Consider the following 18,382-nt stretch of genomic DNA (forward strand, 5'->3'; position numbering starts at 1 on the left):
CTTCCCCTTAACGTGTAGCGAGATGTATTGTGGCGGTCATTCCTGCGCTAAGCTGTGTATTTTCGGGCAATGAATCTAACTTAATATCAACAGGAATACGTTGCGATAAACGCACCCAATTAAATGTTTGTTGTACTTGTGGTAAAAGCTGACCGTTACTTTGTGTATTCGTATTTGCAATTGCTTTACCTACACTCACTACGTGCCCTGTTAATTGCTTACCACCACTTAAAAGGGCTATTTTAACTTTTTGATCAGGATAAATAAGCGGTATTTTACTCTCTTCAAAGTAACCCGTTACATAAAATGAATCTGACTGAACAATAGCAAACACAGGTGTGCCTTGAGCTACATAGTTGCCTTGGCGTAAATTCAAATTAATTATTTGCCCCGATGCAGGTGCAAGTACTTGTGTTCTATCAACATTTAACTGCGCAATTGTTTGCTCTGTCTTAGCTAAGTTATAATTTGCTTCAGCAATTTTAGTATTAATACGAGTTGATTCTAGCGTTTCTTCACTAATTGCCTGTTGAGTGTTTAGCTCAACACGTCTTTCGTATTTGTGCTTGGCAAGCTCCCATGTATACAATGCGTTTTCTGTATTGGCTTTACTTTTATCAAGCGCTGCTTGATAACGCTTTTTATCAACATTAAAAAGTACTTCGCCTTTTTGTACGTTTTGACCATCTTTAATATTTAAAGCAGTTACCCAACCCGACACGTCTGGAGCAACCGTGACAATATCGGCTCGAATACGCCCATCACGCGTCCAAGGAGTATGCATGTAGTCAGTCCATACCCAACGCCCAGCAAAAACCGCAGCTATAACAACCAAGATAGTAAAAGTAATACGCAGATATTTAATCATTCAATTTATCTTCCACTTAGTAATACCAACCCGCTATAATACTTGAGTAATTTGAGGGCTTAAACCTGACGCTAACTGTGTTAAAAATTTCTGATATAGAACAACTAAATAACAAAATTTTTGCCTTGTTATCGACACGGTTTTCTTGCCTCAAAATAGCTCAATTAATTAAACAGATTGGTATAAATAGACGGCGAGTGCCAAGTAACAAACAAATAGTGACACCTCAAACCAAGCCACTTTCCAAATACGGTCATGCCAATCTAGTCGATGCAAAGCAAAACGAGTCAACGCCGTTAAAATAAATGCTATTGGGAAGTAAACAATCAGCGGGCTAAACTCTAATCCCCCTAACACGACTGCTTGGAACATAATAAATATCCTAATGTTATTTAAAGCGGTGATAAAAGCTGTAAAACCTAAATAAATTTACATCCGCACTACTCTTACAATCTATTATTTTGGCATATAAATCAATTAGCTTAATTGTACGTAGGTGTGCTTAATACATAATTAATGCCATTACATTTAAGCAGCACTAAGTATGTATAGTAGCTAAATCGCATATTAATAAGCTAAAGACCCCAGTTACCAGCCAAATAAATAAACCAGCGAGGTTTATTTATAAAAAAGTATTAGAGTATTTAACTCAATATTTAAAACGCCTATTTATAGCTGTTTGCAGAAGGGTTGGATAATTATAAACATTGAATTTTGCACTAAAAATGGGTAAATTAACAAAAAAACAACATGGATATAATTTAATGGAATCAATACACCCTACCCCATCTGAAACAACCCCACCAATAAATGAACCTGCTGAACCAATTTTTAGCGGAAAAGTGCAATTTAATGGTAAAGGTGGTGAGTTTTTTGGAATTTGGATTGTAAATATATTACTTAGCATTATTACGCTTGGCATATATTCGGCGTGGGCTAAAGTACGTACGCATCGCTATTTTTACGGCCACACCCGTATAGATGGTCATAGCTTTGACTACCTAGCAACACCAATACAAATTTTAAAAGGTCGGATTTTAGCGGTTGTTGTATTTTTTATTTATACATTTTCTATTAGCTTTATGCCTATTTTAGGCCTGTTTATTGCTCTTGGTTTTATCTTTTTAATGCCATGGATTATTAACCAAGGTTTACGTTTTAATCTGCGTATGACGCGCCATCGTAATGTTCGCTTTGCTTTTAAAGGCAATTACGGCGAAGCCTTTATTAACTTTATACTTTTGCCTATCGCCAGCATATTTACACTTTATTTATTAATGCCTTATGTTATAAAACGTATTGATAGCTATATCCATAGCAATATTAGTTACGGTGACAAACCACTTACTGTAAACCTAAAAGGCGAAACCTATTACCTAACAGCGCTTATTTGTTTTGTAGTGAGCTCTATCACCATGGTGCTCTTTATGGGAATTTTAGGGTTATTTGGCCTCAGCTTAGTAGATGTTGAAAATCAACAAAATTTAGAAAACTCCGCTGCTATGGTTATGCTTCCTATCTTTATGATGATTGCCTATGTACTAATGATTGCCATTGTTTCTGCTGTATGGCACGCCGCTATTAGAAATCACATTTTTGATAACAGCCATTTTGAAGGCGTTGCCACATTTAAATCAGAGCTAAAACCAATTCCTTTCGCTGTTTTACTATTAACTAATATGTTGGCTATCGTACTTTCGCTAGGCCTTGCATACCCATGGACAAAAGTACGTACATCAAAAATGCTCGCTGATGTAACTAACGTCACTATTTATCCTGGTGCATTAAACCTAATCGATACCGCGCAAGAACAGCAATCATCATTTGCTGAAGAAGCTGCAAACGTATTTGATATTGACCTTTCTCTAACTTAAGAGCTCACTATGCATGTAAAGGGACATTTTTTCCCCATCGCATCGAGTAACTATCAAGTGTGTATTGCAACTATTAGCGACACACACATTGACGTTATTAACGATGAACACGTTATAGCTCGCCACGCAATCTCAAGTCTAAAATTAAGTTCGGGAATGGCAGGACTTGCCGACGAACTAAACTTTGAAGATGGCAGTCGTTTTATTCCTCAAGATGTAAGTTACAGGTGGCCATTTAAAGCAAATAACCATCACATAATGGAGCGCCTTGAAAAAAGTAAATGGGCAATTTTAGCCGCAGTAATATTTACACCACTTTTCATGTGGTTAGTACTTTATAAAGCGGTACCCGCCATTGCTGTTTACAGTGTTGATACTCTGCCACGTAATGTTGTGGAACAAATGGGGGAGCAAAGCTTTACACTAATTAAAAAGATTGCGCTTGACCCAAGTGAGCTGCCCGCAGAGCAGCAAGCTAAAGTACAAGCACATTTTACAAGTATGCTTAATGCGTTATCGCTTGATCAATCGGTTTATAGATTATCGTTTTATAAATCAGACAGCTTTGGTGCTAACGCGTTTGCACTCCCCCATGGCCGTATCGTGGTCACCGATGATTTAGCAAATTTACTTGCCGATAAACCCAATGCACTAAAAGCGGTATTGCTACACGAAATAGGCCATGTAGTCCACCAGCATAGCGTACGCATTACAGCACAATCTGCCGCAAGTACTATTGTGTTAGCGGTTGTATTTGGTGATTTAGAGGGAGTTGCAGAGGTTGCGTTAGGTACCGGTGCATCGTTTGCTCAGCAAGGGTTTTCACGTGATATGGAGCGTGAGGCCGATAGCTTTGCACTCACCCAATTAGAGTCGCTTGGGTATTCGAGTAATGACTTTGCTGATGCGATAGAAGCACTGCAAGAAAGTCATACTAGCGAAAACGAACACCTCGAAAAAGTAAATGACTTTTTAGAGTACTTGTCTAGCCACCCAAGTGCACAAGAGCGTATTGACAATGCTAGGAAATAATCGCGGTTATATTCAACTTGCTCGCTACATAGTGAGTTTAAGTTGGATATACTAATTCAATTAACTATGGGGGCTATTTTAACGTTAAATAAATCATTTAGTAACTAGGCAAAAAACTTTGTGTTTAGTGGTTCTAAATAAAAGTTTTTTAACGACGTTAGTAATTGATTTAGGTCGTTAAATTGTTCAAATAGTTATTTGGGTTAGTATCATTCACGGCTTTTTTCCAAAGCTTTATCATATTGCACCACTTGAAAAATTAATGACTGGCAGTGCTGGTTTTTCAGCAGAAGTGTCTGATTTAATTACACGTTCAGCGGGTGTTGGCGAAATTATATTTGGCGTGTGTTTATTTGTATTTTATAAAAATAAATACTTAGTAATTTTAAATATTTTAGCGTTAATTGGCCTTCTACTCGCTGTAGTTGTAATGCAGCCACAATTACTTATTGAAGCATTTAACCCTGTAACCACTAACCTGCCTCTTATTGGGCTGAGCGTTATTTGGTTAAAAGAAATTAAGCAGTTGAATAATCGATATCTCTAAATAAAAAAGGTATGCAAATGCATACCCTTTTTTGTAGTACTTAAATTATAGAATTAGTACTTATTTTTATGCGTCCACAAATGCAATAATTCGCTCGCAATGGTTGCTGCGGCAATAGCGGTAAGCTCGCTTTGGTCGTACGAAGGTGATACTTCTACCACATCCATACCTACCATGTTTATGCCTTTTAGCGCACGCAGTACTTTAAGTACTTTATCTGACGTTAAACCACCACACACAGGAGTGCCTGTACCAGGCGCAAACGCAGGGTCTAAACAATCTATATCAAACGTTAAGTAAACAGGTAGGTCGCCTACTCGTTCAAGTATTTGCGCTGCAATTTCATTTGCATGTAAATCGTTGGCTTGCATTGCATCAATCACAGCAAACTCATGTTTACTTTGATCAAAGTCGGTACGAATACCTATTTGTATACTGCGTTCAACATCTATCAGCCCTTCCATTGGTGCATGATAAAACATAGTGCCGTGATCAAATCGCGAGCCATTGCTATAGGTATCGGTGTGCGCATCAAAGTGCACTAACGCCATTTTACCATGTATTTTTGCATGAGCACGTAATAGCGGAAGCGTCACAAAGTGATCGCCCCCTAAACCTAATAGCGTTTTACCTTGGCGAAGTATTTGCTCAGCAGCCATTTCTAGTTGCGCAGTAAAATACTCAGGATCGCCAACAGGGTAAGTAAAATCCCCTGCGTCTGCCACTTTTAAGCGCTCAAACAACGGGAACGTCCACGGGTATTTAGTGTCTTCCCATGCTAAATGAACCGATGCACGACGAATTGCATCAGGGCCTAAGCGCGCACCAGGGCGACCCGAGGTCGCCAAATCAAACGGTAAACCTAAAACGACTACGTCTGCATCAATAGCATTAATGTTTTGCACCATGGGACGACGTAAAAACGTCATCCCATTTGAGTACAATGAGTGATCTGCGTGACCAAACAAAGTCGACATTACTTATAACTCTTCTAAATAAGTGTAGCCATCAAGGCCGCTTTGCAACTCGTCTAAAACGCTTTGCTGTTCGTGTTTTTCAATTTTAGTGCTTACTAACTGCTCGTATGATTGCTGAAAACTTTCAACATCTAAATGTACATAGCGCATCATATCGGCAACAGTGTCACCCTGGTTTATCTCGGTAATACTTGCAACGCCTTGCTCATCCATATTAACAATTGCGCTGTGCGTATCGCCAAACAAGTTATGCATATCACCTAAAATTTCTTGATAAGCACCCACCAAGAAAAAGCCCATTAAATAAGGTTTATCAGCGCTAAACTCTGGTACAGGTAATGTGCTTTCAATACCTTGTCCATCTACGTAATGCTCAAGTGCGCCGTCTGAATCACAGGTTATATCAAGTAATACGGCACGTTTTTTTGGCGCTTCAGTTAAGCCACTTAATGGCAATACCGGAAACACTTGATCAATGCCCCATGCATCTGGAAGCGATTGAAATAAAGAGAAGTTTACAAAAAACTTATCGGCTAAACGAACGTTTAACTCGTCAATAATAGGACGATGAAAACGGTTTTTATTATCCATGTGTTTGTTAAGTTCATAACAAATACGGATATTAATTTGTTCAGCCCATGCACGTTGCGATAAATCTAATAAACCGAGTGCAAATTGGTTATGCGCTTCAGCTAAGTCACCTTGGCTGTCGTGATAAATTTCAATTAATGCACGGTCATCCGTTAAATCAGTTAACTGTACAAACGATGCCCACATGTTTTTTAATAACAGAGGTGCATCTGCCGCTGGCGCTACTAATTCTTCTGGCGTGTAACTTTCAGTACCAATAACATTAGAAATAAGCACTGCATGATGCGCCGTAAGCGCACGACCCGACTCAGAAATAATAGTCGGCATTGGTTGCTCATATTGCTTACATGTATCACCAATGGTGTACACAATGTTATTTGCATATTCAGCTAAGCTGTAATTCATAGAGTTATGCGACTGGCTACGCGTGCCGTCGTAATCAACAGCTAAACCACCACCTACATCAAGGCAATCAATTTCTGCGCCTAGTTTACGTAGCTCACAGTAAAAACGCGCAGCTTCGCTTACACCTAAACGTACGTCACGAATGTTCGCCATTTGTGACCCTAAGTGAAAATGTACTAGCTGCAATAAATCAAGCTGGTTTGCACCTTTTAAACGATTAACTACATGTAAAACTTGCGATGCAGATAAACCAAATTTTGATTTTTCGCCGCCACTCGCTTGCCACTTACCTTTACCTTGCGACGCTAAACGCACACGAATACCAATGCGTGGTTTTACGTTAAGCTCTTTTGCTTGGCTAAGCACCATGTCTAGCTCAGAAAGCTTTTCAAGTACGATATACACTTTATGACCTAGCTTTTCGCCAATAAGTGCTAAACGTACGTATTCTTTATCTTTGTAGCCATTACATACAATAACAGCGCTGGTTTTTTCAGCTAATGCTAACACTGTGAGTAGTTCAGGCTTGCTGCCTGCCTCTAAACCAAGTTGCTTTTTTTCTACTTGTGCTTGGCTTGCTACTATTTCTTCAACCACTTCACGTTGTTGGTTTACTTTTATTGGGTAAACTAATAGGTAGTCTTTAGGGTAACCATAGTTTTCAATCGCAGTATTAAATGCGCCGCACAAGCTGTGTACACGATGGTGTAAAATTTGCGGAAAACGAACTAAAGCAGGTAAGCTTAAACCTTTATCTTGTAGTTGCTTTGCGATATCTGTTAATGCAATGGTTTGCTCTGGTGCATGAGCCTTGGGCGCAACATACACATCACCTTGATCATTAATACCAAAAAAACCTTGGCTCCAATGACGAACATTGTAGCTCGTACGAGCTTGTTCTAGTGATGTTGTCTCTTTCATTTATCTTTCTCTTTTATTTAATTAATGCCGACTCGGCTAGTGCCGCGCATTAAAAGAAAAATAGACATTCAAGTCCAACAAGTATTTTTACTCGTAACGAGTGATTTTTAATGTTGATAAAACAACCAATCACGTATTGCTCGCTAGCGCATATAAAATAGGACTTTGATGATTATTAAAGATAAGAAAAGTTGTAAAAAAATGGCTATTTTTAAATGACTCATTATAAATTTTATTAGCAAAAATGAGTTAGCTCATTCACTAAAATTAATCTTGAGTTACTTTGTTTATAAAATTTACTTTTGATGGATTAGAGCAAGGCATTCTCAACACCTCAATTACTTACAGTTTAGCCAACGTGTTGTGACCAAGTAATACCCATGTATTTTTAAATTAAATATAATTTGCACTTCTAAAACGCTCAGCATAACATCCACCAGCTTCAATAGTTGCTTGGCGCATATGTAGCGTTAGGTACTACCTGTCGTATTGAAGTTGTTATAATTTTATTGGCAGTTTGAAAATAATCGAGGTAGGACTTTAAACAACACTAGGGTGTGTTTATCTTTGGAGGTAGAAATTGCAGCTGTGCATTTGGTTTTTAGCCAAGGCAGGGCCTATATGTGTTTCCCCCTATAAATAGGCGCTTTTTATTTATTGAGTATGAGCCAGCTATGCACTTTTTGGGGCGAACATAATTATTGCCATACCCAGCAGTGCAACTAAACCACCGATAATATCCCACATAGTAAGCTTTAGGCCATCAACAACCCATAACCATAATAGCGCAACACAAATATATACGCCGCCATAAGCTGCATACACACGCCCAGCTGCAGTAGGATGTAAAGAGAGCAACCATGCAAATAGTGCCAAACTTAAAGCCGCAGGAATTAAAAGTAAAATACTTTTATCTTGCTTAAGCCAAAGGTAGGGCAAATAACAACCCACTATTTCTGCTAAGGCTGTAATAGTAAAAAGTGCGATTGTTTTTAATTCAAACATAATGCTCCGCGCTAAGATAACAAGCATAACAATCTATATAAATTGTTATGCTTAGTATTCGTTATGAATCTGAGTTGTTATTCGCTAAGCGCCATAGTGGCAAGTTTCATTGTGCTTTCAAACGACTTAGTGCCCGCTATAAATAAACCATTGTGACAGAACACAGCGTCGTCAATACCTGTTTCATCTACAAACGCTTGGTCAGATAAACCAGACCATGCTTTAGGCAGCGATTTTCTATCTTCAAACGAACCTGGCTCAACGGGTACAGTTTGTAATATCCATTGTCCAGAATGCGATGGGTAAACCATGTATAGCGCATCGCTTGATAAAATATGCACCGTTTTTTTCCACGGTGTGTATTTTTCAAGTACGATTACTCTGGCATCTTCAGCATTTTCAATTGCTTTGGCGACAATCTCTTTTGCATTTACACTTCCGTGAGCCGAAGCGATAAAACGAATAAGCATGCGAGCTGCAAATTCAACGGCTTCGTCAAAACAAGTATCAAAGTTACTTTCTTCTTCCCACGTAGGGTTAAACATTGAGATTGTTTGGCTCAAGCTTATCCCTTTTGATACCCCTTCAACATGACCACAATCGATGGCGTCAATAGTTGAAACTAAGCCTGAATCCACTCTATCAGCAACGGCTTGGTTATCATCACACAACGCTAAGCCGTATTTTTTCCATATTAAACCAAACGACGAAAAAGGAATGCCATTTTCTCGCTCGCCTGCACCACCACGCTGGTGATGATCAAAGCGGTTCGTTTCAGGGTCGTATTCGCCACCTACATCAATTACAAAATCGGCATTTTCTATAAGCGCTTTATCGCGAGTACGTACCAGTTTAAACGCTGGCAACACGTGTTTAAGTACTGCAATACTAAAAACGTCATCCGCATGAAAATTACCGTTATGGGTTACTACTGTTATGTCTGTCATTGGTTTAGTGTCATTTTTAGAAAGGATAAGAAAGTCTCGCTATTTAAACGTTATGGTTTGAAGTATTTTAAGGAGCATAGTAAATGACGGATTTTATACGATTATAGCCAACAAAAACAGTATTCTGCTTTTGTTAATTTTAAGAGGGCATTTTTGAAATGATCTTTAACAGACAATATATAATAGTACTAATGAACTTTGGGTATATTTGAAAGTAGCAATTCATTATAGTTTATACGCTATAAAAAACTATAATTAATAGCTACTTAAATAATTTAGTGTGGTCACTTAGAGTGAAGCTGTTAACCTTTATGCGCTTTGTTACTGGCTTAGGCCTAACTCCATAAATACACTTTGTGGATTCTCGAGGTAAGGCCCAAAACTAGCACATCGTTTGAAACCAAGATTTTCATATAGCTTAATCGATTGAATTTGCTTTGGCCCTGTTTCTAGCCTGATCAGTGGGATTTTCTCCTCACCTGCGTGATGTAAAAGTATCTGCATAATACGCCTAGATAACCCTTTACCACGATAACTAGGGCTTACATAAAGCCGTCTAATTTCACCATAGGGCGTTTTATCAAACTGCTTTACAATAGCGCCACACGCAATAATACCATCATCATTCTTTAAACCAATCGCATACACACTTGGCTCATTTAGTTCATTTAACGTAAGAGACTGTGCAGTGGCAACTGGATATAGAGAGTTTATTAGTCGGTCGATATCAGAAAAAACATTAATCACATCCTGGTCATTCGGTTTTAAATCAACTAACTGCATAGAACATCTCAATTTATATTAAAAATATGTGTTGGCAAACTATACCGAATTGTAAAAAATGAACAACCTCGTTCTACTTATTTAAACGTTTAAATAAACCCAGTAATTTACGCGAATAAAGAATGCCCTCATTATTAAATGCAATTACTTGCTAAATTCAGTGTAGGCCTCTAAAAATAGCATATGCTACCAGCTCAATCATTTTATTTAATTTGGTCGATGCAAAAAATTTTAATAACAGAAAAGTCATATTTCGTATTCACTTTAATGGGGTCAGCGAATAGTCAAAGTATTTTCTATGTTCTTTTCCAGCTAAATTAGAGTTAATTTTATTTGGGTGTTTATATTCTTTCCAGTTGGCGACTTGACGTCCTATATTTAATTTAGGGAAACAGGTATTTCCTTGTATCTCCACGCCTAAAAACTGTTTTAGTTTTAACAAACTATCAGGTTCACTAATATCTATTGCTAAAAAATTGTCACTATTTTTGAAATACGAAAAAACAGCTTGTTCATGCTTTAAATAACAACCAGCTAGCGCTGTCGATGATAAGGGTAATACATCAGAGAACGTACGATGAAAACTACGCTTTAAAATAGGGTTAAACTTACCTGTATTTAAATCTAAATGAGGCGCCATTTTTTCGAGCAACATAGTAATTGAAGGCACCCATTTGTTTAGCTCTCGACTTAAGTATATAAATTTAGCATTTGGGAATAACTCGTCTAAATGCATGTAGTCACTAAAGCAAGGTGCGTCAGATATTGCATCAGACATTTCAAATGCTTGCTTTGTAAAAGCGGTATGCGCCACCGAAAAGCCCATTTCTAGTAGCGCAACACTTATGCTAGTAGTGCCAGTTCTGGGCAACCCAATCACAAAGATCTTAGCCATCTATAATTACTCGCTTTTAAAATAATGTCACTAAAACTGCATGCGTTAGGGAGCTGAACAGAATCAGCCTAAGCTCTCTATAAAAAAGTAACTTAATTCCCTGCCATAGATAAATCACCATTAAGTTAAGCCACTTTATAGCATTATTAGTGCCTGTTGGCCTTTCAGAATTAAAATTCATTCAATCTATGGGCTATTTAATCGCGGCGTGAGGTTTGTAACCTAGTGGGCTCGGTAACTGCTCCTGTATTACTCTACTGGCTTACATCCATGTAAGAATAAGTAAAAACCGAGCCAAGCTTCCGCGAGCAGCGCATGCTTGGCATTTATTCTACGTTATCGCCTATTTATGGGGAATAACCACACTACATAGGCTCTGCTTTGCCTAAATACCAAACACACTGCTGAAAACTTAACCTCGAAAGATAAACAAGCCTAGTATTTAAACACTTTGTTACCTAAAAACGCTGTTCAAAAAAATTCAGCTATTTATACTAGCTACAGTGGTAAACATTTATTGAGGTTACTGTGCAGATAGTACAAGGTATGGAATATTTTTTTTCAGGTTTTAAATTAATTACTCAAAAGGGGTTAAAACGTTTTGTTTTTATTCCATTATTAATTAATATTTTACTTTTTGGTAGCTCGCTATTTTTCTTATTCGGTTGGCTAAGTGACAGTTTTAGCTACATCAATGATATGTTGCCACAATGGTTAAGTTGGCTTGAATGGCTAATGTGGCCAATTGCTATATTAATGGTTTTATTTAGCTACAGTATGCTCTTTACAGTGATCACTAATTTTATCGCAGCCCCCTTCAACGCTTTGTTAAGCGAAAAAGTAGAACTTTATTTAACAGGCCAAAAGATTAACGATGATGGCTTTGCTGAATTAGTAAAAGACATACCTCGTATGCTAGCCCGCGAGTGGACAAAGTTATGCTATTACCTTCCTCGCGCTATAGGTTTTTTTATACTGCTTTGGATACTCCCCGTCATTGGTCAAATATTATGGGTCCTATTTACATGTTGGATGTTCGCAGTGCAATACGAAGACTATGCGTTCGATAACCATAAAATTGGGTTTAAACAGATGAAAGACGATTTAAAAAGTAAACAAGGTCTATCGTATGGGTTTGGCTTTGCCGTTATGCTATTAACAGCAATACCATTTATAAACTTAATAGTAATGCCTGTCGCTGTGTGTGGGGCTACGCGTTTATGGGTTGATAATTACAGGCCCAAATATCGAAGTTAAATATACAAAAAATGGGTCATCAGACCCATTTTTTATTACTAATAAAACTTAGCTGTATAGATTTTGTGGCACCTTAGTAACGTTTAAATGAACGGTTATTTCCTCACGATCATGATACAAATGCTTAGCTTGCAACTCGTAGTTAATACCTTGTTTATCTAGCTCTTTTCTAATCATCGAAAGGCATTCGTAGACACTGTCAAAACGTTTTTTCATTGGAAGCTTTAAGTTAAATATAAACTCTTTAGCGTAGGCACTCACAGCCCAATCAATCATTAAGGTCGTCACTTTAGTGGGTTTTTCCACCATATCACACACTAACCAGGTAACATTTCTTTTTTCAGGGCGATATTTAAAACCGTCAGCTCTAAAATGTTTAACCTGGCCTGTTTCCATCAAATCATCATTCATCGGACCATTGTCAATTGCACTTACAAACATACCACGGCGAACAAGCTGATATGTCCAGCCCCCAGGGCAAGCGCCTAAATCTACACTACGCATACCTGCTGCAACACGAGATTCGCGCTGTTGTTCAGGAATAAATACATTAAACGCTTCATCAAGCTTTAATGTTGATCGACTCGGTGCATCGCTTGGCATGCGAAGACGTAAAATACCCATAAAAAATGGAGAATTATTAAAACTATATGAGTAACCTACATAAGCTGTGTTGTTTGTTAAAAACATGACATGCATTACAGGACGGTTTGCTTTGGGTTCGCGCAATACTGTATTTTGTTTTTCGAGGGCTTTTTTAAGTGGTGTTGATATTTTTTTACAAAACGTTAAAAGCTCTTTTCCTTCATTTGTGTCAGGGGTTTCTACACGTAGCTCTGAGCACAATGTAAACTCTTTTGCAGCTTCAACTACCGCGCCAACGCGATCTTCCACAGGCATGTTTTCAAGTAATGTACCGGCAAACCATTGGCGTGCAAACACCATATTTTTAAAATCAACTTTTTTGATTATTTCGTCGCTGTGATGCGCTTCAAAACATTCATAAACAACGTAACCCGTATTTGGCTTTGCTTTTACATAACCCGCAAAGCCTTGCTCTGCAGCGTGAAACGTTATTTCAGCAGCGGCATCGTTTTCAAACCCACTACGACAGTAAATCACAACACTAGACATATTAACCCTTAAACTCTTTAAAACTTAAATCGTGCAACTTGCACTAAAATAACTACCCAACCAATAATAAAGCACAGCCCACCAATTGGTGTTATTGGCCCCAGCCACTTCATACCAGTTAATGCGAGTAAATATAAACTGCCACTAAAAAGTAGTGTGCCTGTTATAAAAAAACCACCAGCCCAGCTCAGATTTATGCCCCACTTAATTAAAATAGCAACCGCAATAAGCGCAAGTCCATGCACCATTTGATATTCAGCAGCAGTTTTAAAAACCCCAAGCGAATACTCTGTTAAACGGCTTTTTAAACCATGTGCTGCAAATGCACCTAACATGACCGAAAGCATACAAAAAATACTGCCCATCATTAAAAATACTTTAATCATTAATTACCCTCTAAATTTAAATCCACACAGTTTTTAATAAATTCAACAGCCTCCAAAGCAGCTGTTTCTCTATTTTGTAGCTCAGTCATACCACTTTTTTTACGAGGTTTAAGTGAGTGGTCCCCATCTGTAAGCCATATGTATTGTGGCTGTTTCGGCATAACCATTGTTGCAAGCTCTTGGCGAGTACCAAACGTATCTCGCTCACCTTGTAATACTAAAAAAGGGCAAACTAAATCTGCGAAGTGATCGGTACGCAGCTTTTCAGGTTTGCCTGGTGGATGAAACGGATAGCCAAAAGCAAGAACACCTAAAACAGGTTGTTCTGTCGTACAAGCAAGCATGGATGCCATTCGTCCGCCCATTGATTTCCCGCCAATAAATAGCGGAACGTTTGGCTGTGTATGGTTAAGTATTTGCTCGTAATAACTAAGTAATTTAGGTGCTCGCTCAGGAGGCCTACGCTTATTCGTTTGTTTGGCTATTTGCATATACTCAAAATCAAATAGGCCAACATCAACACCCTGTTCACTGATTAGTTTTGCCACATGCTGCATAAAGTCTGAATCACTACCGGCACCAGCTCCATGGGCAAATATAAATTGCGCTATTGCCGGCTGCTGACTACTTTTAACCCACTCAATCATATTAATACTCTTGCTCTTGCTCTACTAAGCTCAACATCCACTCTTTAAAGGATACTATTTTACCTAGCTCTGTTTGTGATTCTCTAAGGACTAAATAATAGGCGTTTTTACTTTCAAGACTGTGATTAAATGGGATCACTAAGCGTCCAGCGTCAATGTCAGGCTTTGCCAGCACGCTGTTACCAATTGCCACACCTTGGCCATGCACTGCTGCTTGCAGCACCATCGATGAATGACTAAATATAGGACCTTGGTTAACTTGAATATTGCGCACACCAGCCGTTTTCATCCATGTTTTCCAGTTTTTACGGGTAGTGTCATGCAGTAAAGTGTGATGTGCTAAATCGCTTGGTTGGTCAAGCGGTTTTATCCCACTTAACAACATAGGACTGCATAAAGGGACTAAATACTCGGTATGTAATTTATACGCTTGCACACCACTCCAATGACCTCGCCCGTAATAAATAGCCACATCAACATCATCTGTTAATGAGTTTTCGTCTTGGTCTTGCGCCTTGATCCGCACATCGATCTCAGGATGTAACTCATTAAATAAGCTTAAACGAGGTACAAGCCATTGAATTGCAAAACTTGGTGTTAAGCTAACTGTTAATGAGCCCTTAGCACCACGCGCTAATAGTTTTTCGGTTGCATCAATTAGTTGCGTAAAAATCTCTTTAATATCGAGGAAGTAGCCTTGCCCTTCTTCGGTTAACAATAACGAACGATTTTTACGTAAAAACAATTTCAAACCTAAATGTTCTTCAAGTGTTTTTATTTGATGACTGACAGCCGCTTGAGTTACATAAAGCTCTTCCGCAGCTTTTGTAAAACTTAAATGGCGCGCAGCGGCTTCAAAAGCTTTTAATGCGTTTAATGGAGGTACTCGTCTTGACATGATGACCAAGCTTAGAATTAGTTTTTCTTATGCGGTGAATTATATACCTATGCTGAGAAAGAGTATATTTAAGGTGTAAAAAAAGCGACCTAAGTCGCTTTTCTAACATTTCACTTAATTGTTAAGCTTTTAATTATAAGTCATTTGCACTTGTATCAAGCGGTTCAAAGCTTTTAATTAAATCGTCTACCGCTTTCATTTGCGATAAGTAACCTTCTAACTTGCTAAGTGCTAGCGCGCAAGGGCCATCACATTTCGCTTCGTTAGGATTTGGGTGCGCTTCTATAAATAAACCAGCAATACCCAATGCCATACCACTTCGGGCAAGCTCAGCTGCTTGTGCACGACGACCATCAGCCGAATCTGTACGACCGCCAGGACGTTGTAGCGCATGTGTTGCATCAAAAATCACAGGAGCCATTGCTTTCATGTCATCCATGCCAAGCATATCAACCACTAGATTATTATACCCAAAGCTAGAGCCTCGTTCACAAAGTGCTACGTTGTTATTACCCGCTTCATTAAATTTAGTAATGATGTGACGCATTTCGTGTGGTGCTAAAAACTGTGGTTTTTTCACGTTAATGATCGCGCCTGTTTTTGCCATAGCAACCACTAAATCAGTTTGACGTGCTAGAAATGCAGGTAACTGAATAACATCGACAACTTCAGCAACAGGGGCCGCTTGATGTGGTTCATGTACATCGGTAATAAGCGGAATATTGAACGTTTTTTTAATCTCTTCAAATATTTTTAAACCTTCTTCCATACCTGGACCACGGTACGAATTGATTGAAGATCGATTAGCTTTATCAAATGACGCTTTAAATACATAAGGAATATTTAATTTAGCGGTTACTTCTACGTAATGCTCTGCAACACGCATAGCTAAATCGCGAGATTCTAATACGTTAATACCACCAAACAATACAAACGGTTTGTTGTTTGCTAGTTCAATTTCATTAATTTTAATAATTTGGTCTTTCATTTAAATTCCTTACGGTGCAACTGCTTGCATCATTAATCCACAAATATAAGCCATATACGTACCCACACCATAGCCCAGTACAGCTAACAGAACACCAACAGGCGCTAATGACGGATGAAACGCTGATGCTACAACAGGTGCAGACGCTGCACCGCCCACATTAGCCTGCGAGCCCACTGCCATATAAAATAACGGTGCTTTAATTAGTTTAGCAACTAGCAACATTAAACTTGCATGTACAAGCATCCAAATAGCACCCACTAAAAATAAGCCGGGATTATCAAAAATGGCGGTTACATTCATATGCAAACCAATCGATGCAACTAAAATATATAAAAAGCTAGAGGCCACTTTTGAAGCACCAAACGCCTCTATTTGTCTCACTTTAGTAAAAGATAAACTAATACCAATCGTAGTCGATATGACAATCAACCAAAAGAATTTGCTGTTTAGGCTGTACTCTTTTGCCCACTCATAAGTAGTGCCAAAATAAGGACCTAGAAAATCAGCACAAAAATGTGCTAAACCAGTAATACCAAATGCAATAGCAAGTAATGTCATGTAATCGTTAAGAGTAGGCATGCGAGCATGTTCTGCGTGATATGTTTCTACTCGGCGTTTTAAATCTTCAATTGCGCTAGTATCGGCACCTGTTGCCGCATCAATTTTCTTATGATTTGCTGCCATTAACAATAAAACAGCCATCCAAATATTAGCGACTATTACATCAACAGTAACCATCACCGAAAATATATCGCCGCCAACTTCAAACATCTCTTTCATCGAAGCTTGATTCGCACCGCCACCAATCCAGCTACCCGCAACAGTTGTCATACCGCGCCATACCGCATCAGGACCATGGCCACCAACAATACTAGGGTCAACAGCACTGACGACTAAAATAGCCAAAGGTCCACCAATAACAATACCCAAGGTACCTACTAAAAACATAATAAGTGCTTTAGGGCCTAAATTAAGTATGGCTCTTAAATCAATACTAATGGTAAGAAGTATTAAACAAGCTGGCAGTAAGTAGCGCGAAGCTACGTAATAAACATTGGACTTATTGCCATCAACTATACCAAATGTATTCAGTAGTGACGGTAAAAAGTAACAAAGTAACAAGGCCGGTACGTATTTATAAAATCTTTTTAGTGCTGGGCGTTCACTGTTTGAGGTTTTAAATATAAACCCCAAAATAACAGCAAGTAAACCAAGTACAACGGCATCATTGGTTATTAATGCACTTTGAGTTTCAACCATAATTTTTCCTATTCTTAATGGTGAGTTTTATTATTATCTTCTAATTCTTCTATCTGATGTTGAATAATCTCAATAGCAGGATCGTCAGGACATTCATCGACAAAAAATTGTAAATCATCTCGTGCCATTTTAGGACAATCGAGTTGATTTAATAAGTAGCCTCTGTCGCGTCTTTCATACGGGTCGTCGCCAATTAATTCCATCAACATTTCTACACACGTTAAAGCATGGCCAAATTTATTTTCGCTAATAAAAGACCATTTTTGTTGAGCTAAGAACAATTTATATACTTCATCATCAAAAATAAGTTCTAGTGGTTCCTGTTCTTGCCCATCATCCTCATCCGCATTTTCAGGGATAATATACCAACTTTGTTGACCGCTACTTGGTTCAATTATGTAGCCTTCCTCATCGCTCATAGCGACATGCACACCAATATCGCCTTGGTTTAAGCTCATGCTAGCATCGAGTTTAGCCTGTTGTAAAAAGTGGCACAGTAAAATAGCTAATGTAGTTGGGGAGCCACTGCGCATGGTTAAGGTATAACTTAAACTATTTAGTTTATGCTCAGGCACTTTTAAGCTTGAGGCACTAAATAGCCAGGTACTATAAAAAGTATCTAATAATTTTTCTAAGCGATCGTGATCGTCGCTCACTTTTAAGCACAAAACATTTATTTGTTGCTCAAAGTCGGTGAGAATGTCAAAACTTGCTGTTAAATCTAATTGAGGATCCCATTTAGACTCAGCTTTAATACAACGATAAATTGCCGCAGGGGTAAATTCATCAAAAGCATCATCAACATAAGATTCATCGTGTTCATCAAACCCGAGGGTGGTCATCAATACTGCAACATTTTAGAAAACGAAGGCGTAGTTTACCTAACTTTAAAGCTATATACCAATGTAGTGATGTTTTTGAATATTTGCAGCGAGGAGGAAGAACGAGCTTTACAGACAATACC

At 38.4% G+C, this 18,382-nt stretch carries 19 protein-coding genes; 4 read left to right on the forward strand and 15 right to left on the reverse strand.

Annotation, left to right across the window (positions count from 1 at the left end; translation table 11 throughout):
- Window positions 1-7: 7 nt before the first annotated feature.
- Together NRL14_RS16230 and NRL14_RS16235 are read right to left on the reverse strand one after the other, a co-directional pair.
- Window positions 8-868 carry an HlyD family secretion protein gene (locus NRL14_RS16230; RefSeq protein WP_306725137.1) on the reverse strand — a complete coding sequence of 287 codons (861 nt, stop codon included), beginning with the start codon at window positions 866-868 and terminating at the stop codon, window positions 8-10.
- Window positions 869-1,036: 168 nt separating this feature from the next.
- Window positions 1,037-1,240, reverse strand: coding sequence for a DUF1656 domain-containing protein (locus NRL14_RS16235; RefSeq protein ID WP_024605434.1), 204 nt, complete (start codon window positions 1,238-1,240; stop codon window positions 1,037-1,039).
- 392 nt (window positions 1,241-1,632) lie between these two features.
- Between NRL14_RS16235 and NRL14_RS16240 the strand changes: the two genes are divergently transcribed.
- The 3 genes from NRL14_RS16240 (at window position 1,633) to NRL14_RS16250 (ending at window position 4,321) form a co-directional block, all read left to right on the forward strand.
- Complete coding sequence (locus NRL14_RS16240) at window positions 1,633-2,742, forward strand: YjgN family protein (RefSeq protein WP_306725138.1); 1,110 nt, start codon at window positions 1,633-1,635, stop codon at window positions 2,740-2,742.
- A gap of 9 nt (window positions 2,743-2,751) precedes the next feature.
- Window positions 2,752-3,774 carry a M48 family metallopeptidase gene (locus NRL14_RS16245; RefSeq protein WP_306725139.1) on the forward strand — a complete coding sequence of 341 codons (1,023 nt, stop codon included), beginning with the start codon at window positions 2,752-2,754 and terminating at the stop codon, window positions 3,772-3,774.
- A 181-nt stretch (window positions 3,775-3,955) separates the two neighbouring features.
- A complete protein-coding gene (locus tag NRL14_RS16250; RefSeq protein ID WP_306725163.1) occupies window positions 3,956-4,321 on the forward strand; it encodes a DoxX-like family protein in 366 nt (121 codons plus the stop codon).
- Between the two features lie 53 nt (window positions 4,322-4,374).
- Here the strand turns inward: NRL14_RS16250 and speB are convergent, their stop codons facing one another.
- The 6 genes from speB to NRL14_RS16280 form a co-directional block, all read right to left on the reverse strand.
- Window positions 4,375-5,298, reverse strand: coding sequence for an agmatinase (speB, locus tag NRL14_RS16255; protein ID WP_306725140.1), 924 nt, complete (start codon window positions 5,296-5,298; stop codon window positions 4,375-4,377).
- Between the two features lie 3 nt (window positions 5,299-5,301).
- Window positions 5,302-7,215 carry a biosynthetic arginine decarboxylase gene (gene speA / locus NRL14_RS16260; RefSeq protein WP_002958572.1) on the reverse strand — a complete coding sequence of 638 codons (1,914 nt, stop codon included), beginning with the start codon at window positions 7,213-7,215 and terminating at the stop codon, window positions 5,302-5,304.
- 672 nt (window positions 7,216-7,887) lie between these two features.
- Entirely contained in the window at window positions 7,888-8,220 is a 333-nt protein-coding gene (locus tag NRL14_RS16265) for a YnfA family protein (protein WP_306725141.1), read from the reverse strand.
- 77 nt (window positions 8,221-8,297) lie between these two features.
- Window positions 8,298-9,167: an MYG1 family protein gene (locus NRL14_RS16270; protein ID WP_008138255.1), complete on the reverse strand. Its 870-nt coding sequence runs from the start codon at window positions 9,165-9,167 to the stop codon at window positions 8,298-8,300.
- Window positions 9,168-9,488: 321 nt separating this feature from the next.
- Entirely contained in the window at window positions 9,489-9,950 is a 462-nt protein-coding gene (locus tag NRL14_RS16275) for a GNAT family N-acetyltransferase (RefSeq protein WP_007378104.1), read from the reverse strand.
- Between the two features lie 259 nt (window positions 9,951-10,209).
- A complete protein-coding gene (locus NRL14_RS16280) occupies window positions 10,210-10,845 on the reverse strand; it encodes a sulfotransferase (protein ID WP_168157899.1) in 636 nt (211 codons plus the stop codon).
- Window positions 10,846-11,391: 546 nt separating this feature from the next.
- On the opposite strand from NRL14_RS16280, the gene cysZ reads away from it, so the two are divergent.
- Window positions 11,392-12,102 carry a sulfate transporter CysZ gene (cysZ, locus tag NRL14_RS16285; RefSeq protein WP_188085232.1) on the forward strand — a complete coding sequence of 237 codons (711 nt, stop codon included), beginning with the start codon at window positions 11,392-11,394 and terminating at the stop codon, window positions 12,100-12,102.
- Between the two features lie 48 nt (window positions 12,103-12,150).
- Here the strand turns inward: cysZ and rlmM are convergent, their stop codons facing one another.
- The 7 genes from rlmM to NRL14_RS16320 all read right to left on the reverse strand — a co-directional run bounded on the left by rlmM (window position 12,151) and on the right by NRL14_RS16320 (window position 18,260).
- Window positions 12,151-13,236 carry a 23S rRNA (cytidine(2498)-2'-O)-methyltransferase RlmM gene (gene rlmM, locus NRL14_RS16290; protein WP_007378107.1) on the reverse strand — a complete coding sequence of 362 codons (1,086 nt, stop codon included), beginning with the start codon at window positions 13,234-13,236 and terminating at the stop codon, window positions 12,151-12,153.
- Between the two features lie 17 nt (window positions 13,237-13,253).
- On the reverse strand, window positions 13,254-13,622 hold the full coding sequence (locus NRL14_RS16295) for a DUF423 domain-containing protein (RefSeq protein WP_033029060.1): 369 nt from the start codon (window positions 13,620-13,622) through the stop codon (window positions 13,254-13,256).
- Complete coding sequence (locus NRL14_RS16300) at window positions 13,622-14,269, reverse strand: alpha/beta family hydrolase (protein ID WP_306725142.1); 648 nt, start codon at window positions 14,267-14,269, stop codon at window positions 13,622-13,624. Before NRL14_RS16300 ends, NRL14_RS16295 begins: the two co-directional genes overlap by 1 nt.
- Window position 14,270: 1 nt before the next feature.
- Window positions 14,271-15,167: a transcriptional regulator GcvA gene (locus NRL14_RS16305; RefSeq protein ID WP_008138266.1), complete on the reverse strand. Its 897-nt coding sequence runs from the start codon at window positions 15,165-15,167 to the stop codon at window positions 14,271-14,273.
- A gap of 133 nt (window positions 15,168-15,300) precedes the next feature.
- A complete protein-coding gene (kdsA, locus tag NRL14_RS16310) occupies window positions 15,301-16,155 on the reverse strand; it encodes a 3-deoxy-8-phosphooctulonate synthase (RefSeq protein WP_007378111.1) in 855 nt (284 codons plus the stop codon).
- A 9-nt stretch (window positions 16,156-16,164) separates the two neighbouring features.
- Window positions 16,165-17,418 (reverse strand): DUF819 domain-containing protein, encoded by a 1,254-nt coding sequence (locus NRL14_RS16315; protein WP_007378112.1) that lies wholly within the window; start codon window positions 17,416-17,418, stop codon window positions 16,165-16,167.
- 14 nt (window positions 17,419-17,432) lie between these two features.
- The gene (locus NRL14_RS16320; protein WP_306725143.1) at window positions 17,433-18,260 is read right to left on the reverse strand and encodes a tetratricopeptide repeat protein; all 828 of its coding nucleotides are present in this window, start codon (window positions 18,258-18,260) and stop codon (window positions 17,433-17,435) included.
- Between the last annotated feature and the right edge of the window lie 122 nt (window positions 18,261-18,382).

This window comes from Pseudoalteromonas sp. 20-92 (genome assembly GCF_030847595.1).
GTDB classification, from domain to species: Bacteria; Pseudomonadota; Gammaproteobacteria; order Enterobacterales; family Alteromonadaceae; genus Pseudoalteromonas; species Pseudoalteromonas fuliginea.

What these genes read in the sequence shown, in the direction of transcription:
- NRL14_RS16230 (WP_306725137.1), bottom strand. Translation starts at nt 868, where the DNA reads ATGATTAAATATCTGCGTATTACTTTTACTATCTTGGTTGTTATAGCT.
- NRL14_RS16235 (WP_024605434.1), bottom strand. Translation starts at nt 1,240, where the DNA reads ATGTTCCAAGCAGTCGTGTTAGGGGGATTAGAGTTTAGCCCGCTGATT.
- NRL14_RS16240 (WP_306725138.1), top strand. Translation starts at nt 1,633, where the DNA reads ATGGAATCAATACACCCTACCCCATCTGAAACAACCCCACCAATAAAT.
- NRL14_RS16245 (WP_306725139.1), top strand. Translation starts at nt 2,752, where the DNA reads ATGCATGTAAAGGGACATTTTTTCCCCATCGCATCGAGTAACTATCAA.
- speB (WP_306725140.1), bottom strand. Translation starts at nt 5,298, where the DNA reads ATGTCGACTTTGTTTGGTCACGCAGATCACTCATTGTACTCAAATGGG.
- speA (WP_002958572.1), bottom strand. Translation starts at nt 7,215, where the DNA reads ATGAAAGAGACAACATCACTAGAACAAGCTCGTACGAGCTACAATGTT.
- NRL14_RS16265 (WP_306725141.1), bottom strand. Translation starts at nt 8,220, where the DNA reads ATGTTTGAATTAAAAACAATCGCACTTTTTACTATTACAGCCTTAGCA.
- NRL14_RS16270 (WP_008138255.1), bottom strand. Translation starts at nt 9,167, where the DNA reads ATGACAGACATAACAGTAGTAACCCATAACGGTAATTTTCATGCGGAT.
- NRL14_RS16275 (WP_007378104.1), bottom strand. Translation starts at nt 9,950, where the DNA reads ATGCAGTTAGTTGATTTAAAACCGAATGACCAGGATGTGATTAATGTT.
- NRL14_RS16280 (WP_168157899.1), bottom strand. Translation starts at nt 10,845, where the DNA reads ATGGCTAAGATCTTTGTGATTGGGTTGCCCAGAACTGGCACTACTAGC.
- cysZ (WP_188085232.1), top strand. Translation starts at nt 11,392, where the DNA reads ATGGAATATTTTTTTTCAGGTTTTAAATTAATTACTCAAAAGGGGTTA.
- rlmM (WP_007378107.1), bottom strand. Translation starts at nt 13,236, where the DNA reads ATGTCTAGTGTTGTGATTTACTGTCGTAGTGGGTTTGAAAACGATGCC.
- NRL14_RS16295 (WP_033029060.1), bottom strand. Translation starts at nt 13,622, where the DNA reads ATGATTAAAGTATTTTTAATGATGGGCAGTATTTTTTGTATGCTTTCG.
- NRL14_RS16300 (WP_306725142.1), bottom strand. Translation starts at nt 14,269, where the DNA reads ATGATTGAGTGGGTTAAAAGTAGTCAGCAGCCGGCAATAGCGCAATTT.
- NRL14_RS16305 (WP_008138266.1), bottom strand. Translation starts at nt 15,167, where the DNA reads ATGTCAAGACGAGTACCTCCATTAAACGCATTAAAAGCTTTTGAAGCC.
- kdsA (WP_007378111.1), bottom strand. Translation starts at nt 16,155, where the DNA reads ATGAAAGACCAAATTATTAAAATTAATGAAATTGAACTAGCAAACAAC.
- NRL14_RS16315 (WP_007378112.1), bottom strand. Translation starts at nt 17,418, where the DNA reads ATGGTTGAAACTCAAAGTGCATTAATAACCAATGATGCCGTTGTACTT.
- NRL14_RS16320 (WP_306725143.1), bottom strand. Translation starts at nt 18,260, where the DNA reads ATGACCACCCTCGGGTTTGATGAACACGATGAATCTTATGTTGATGAT.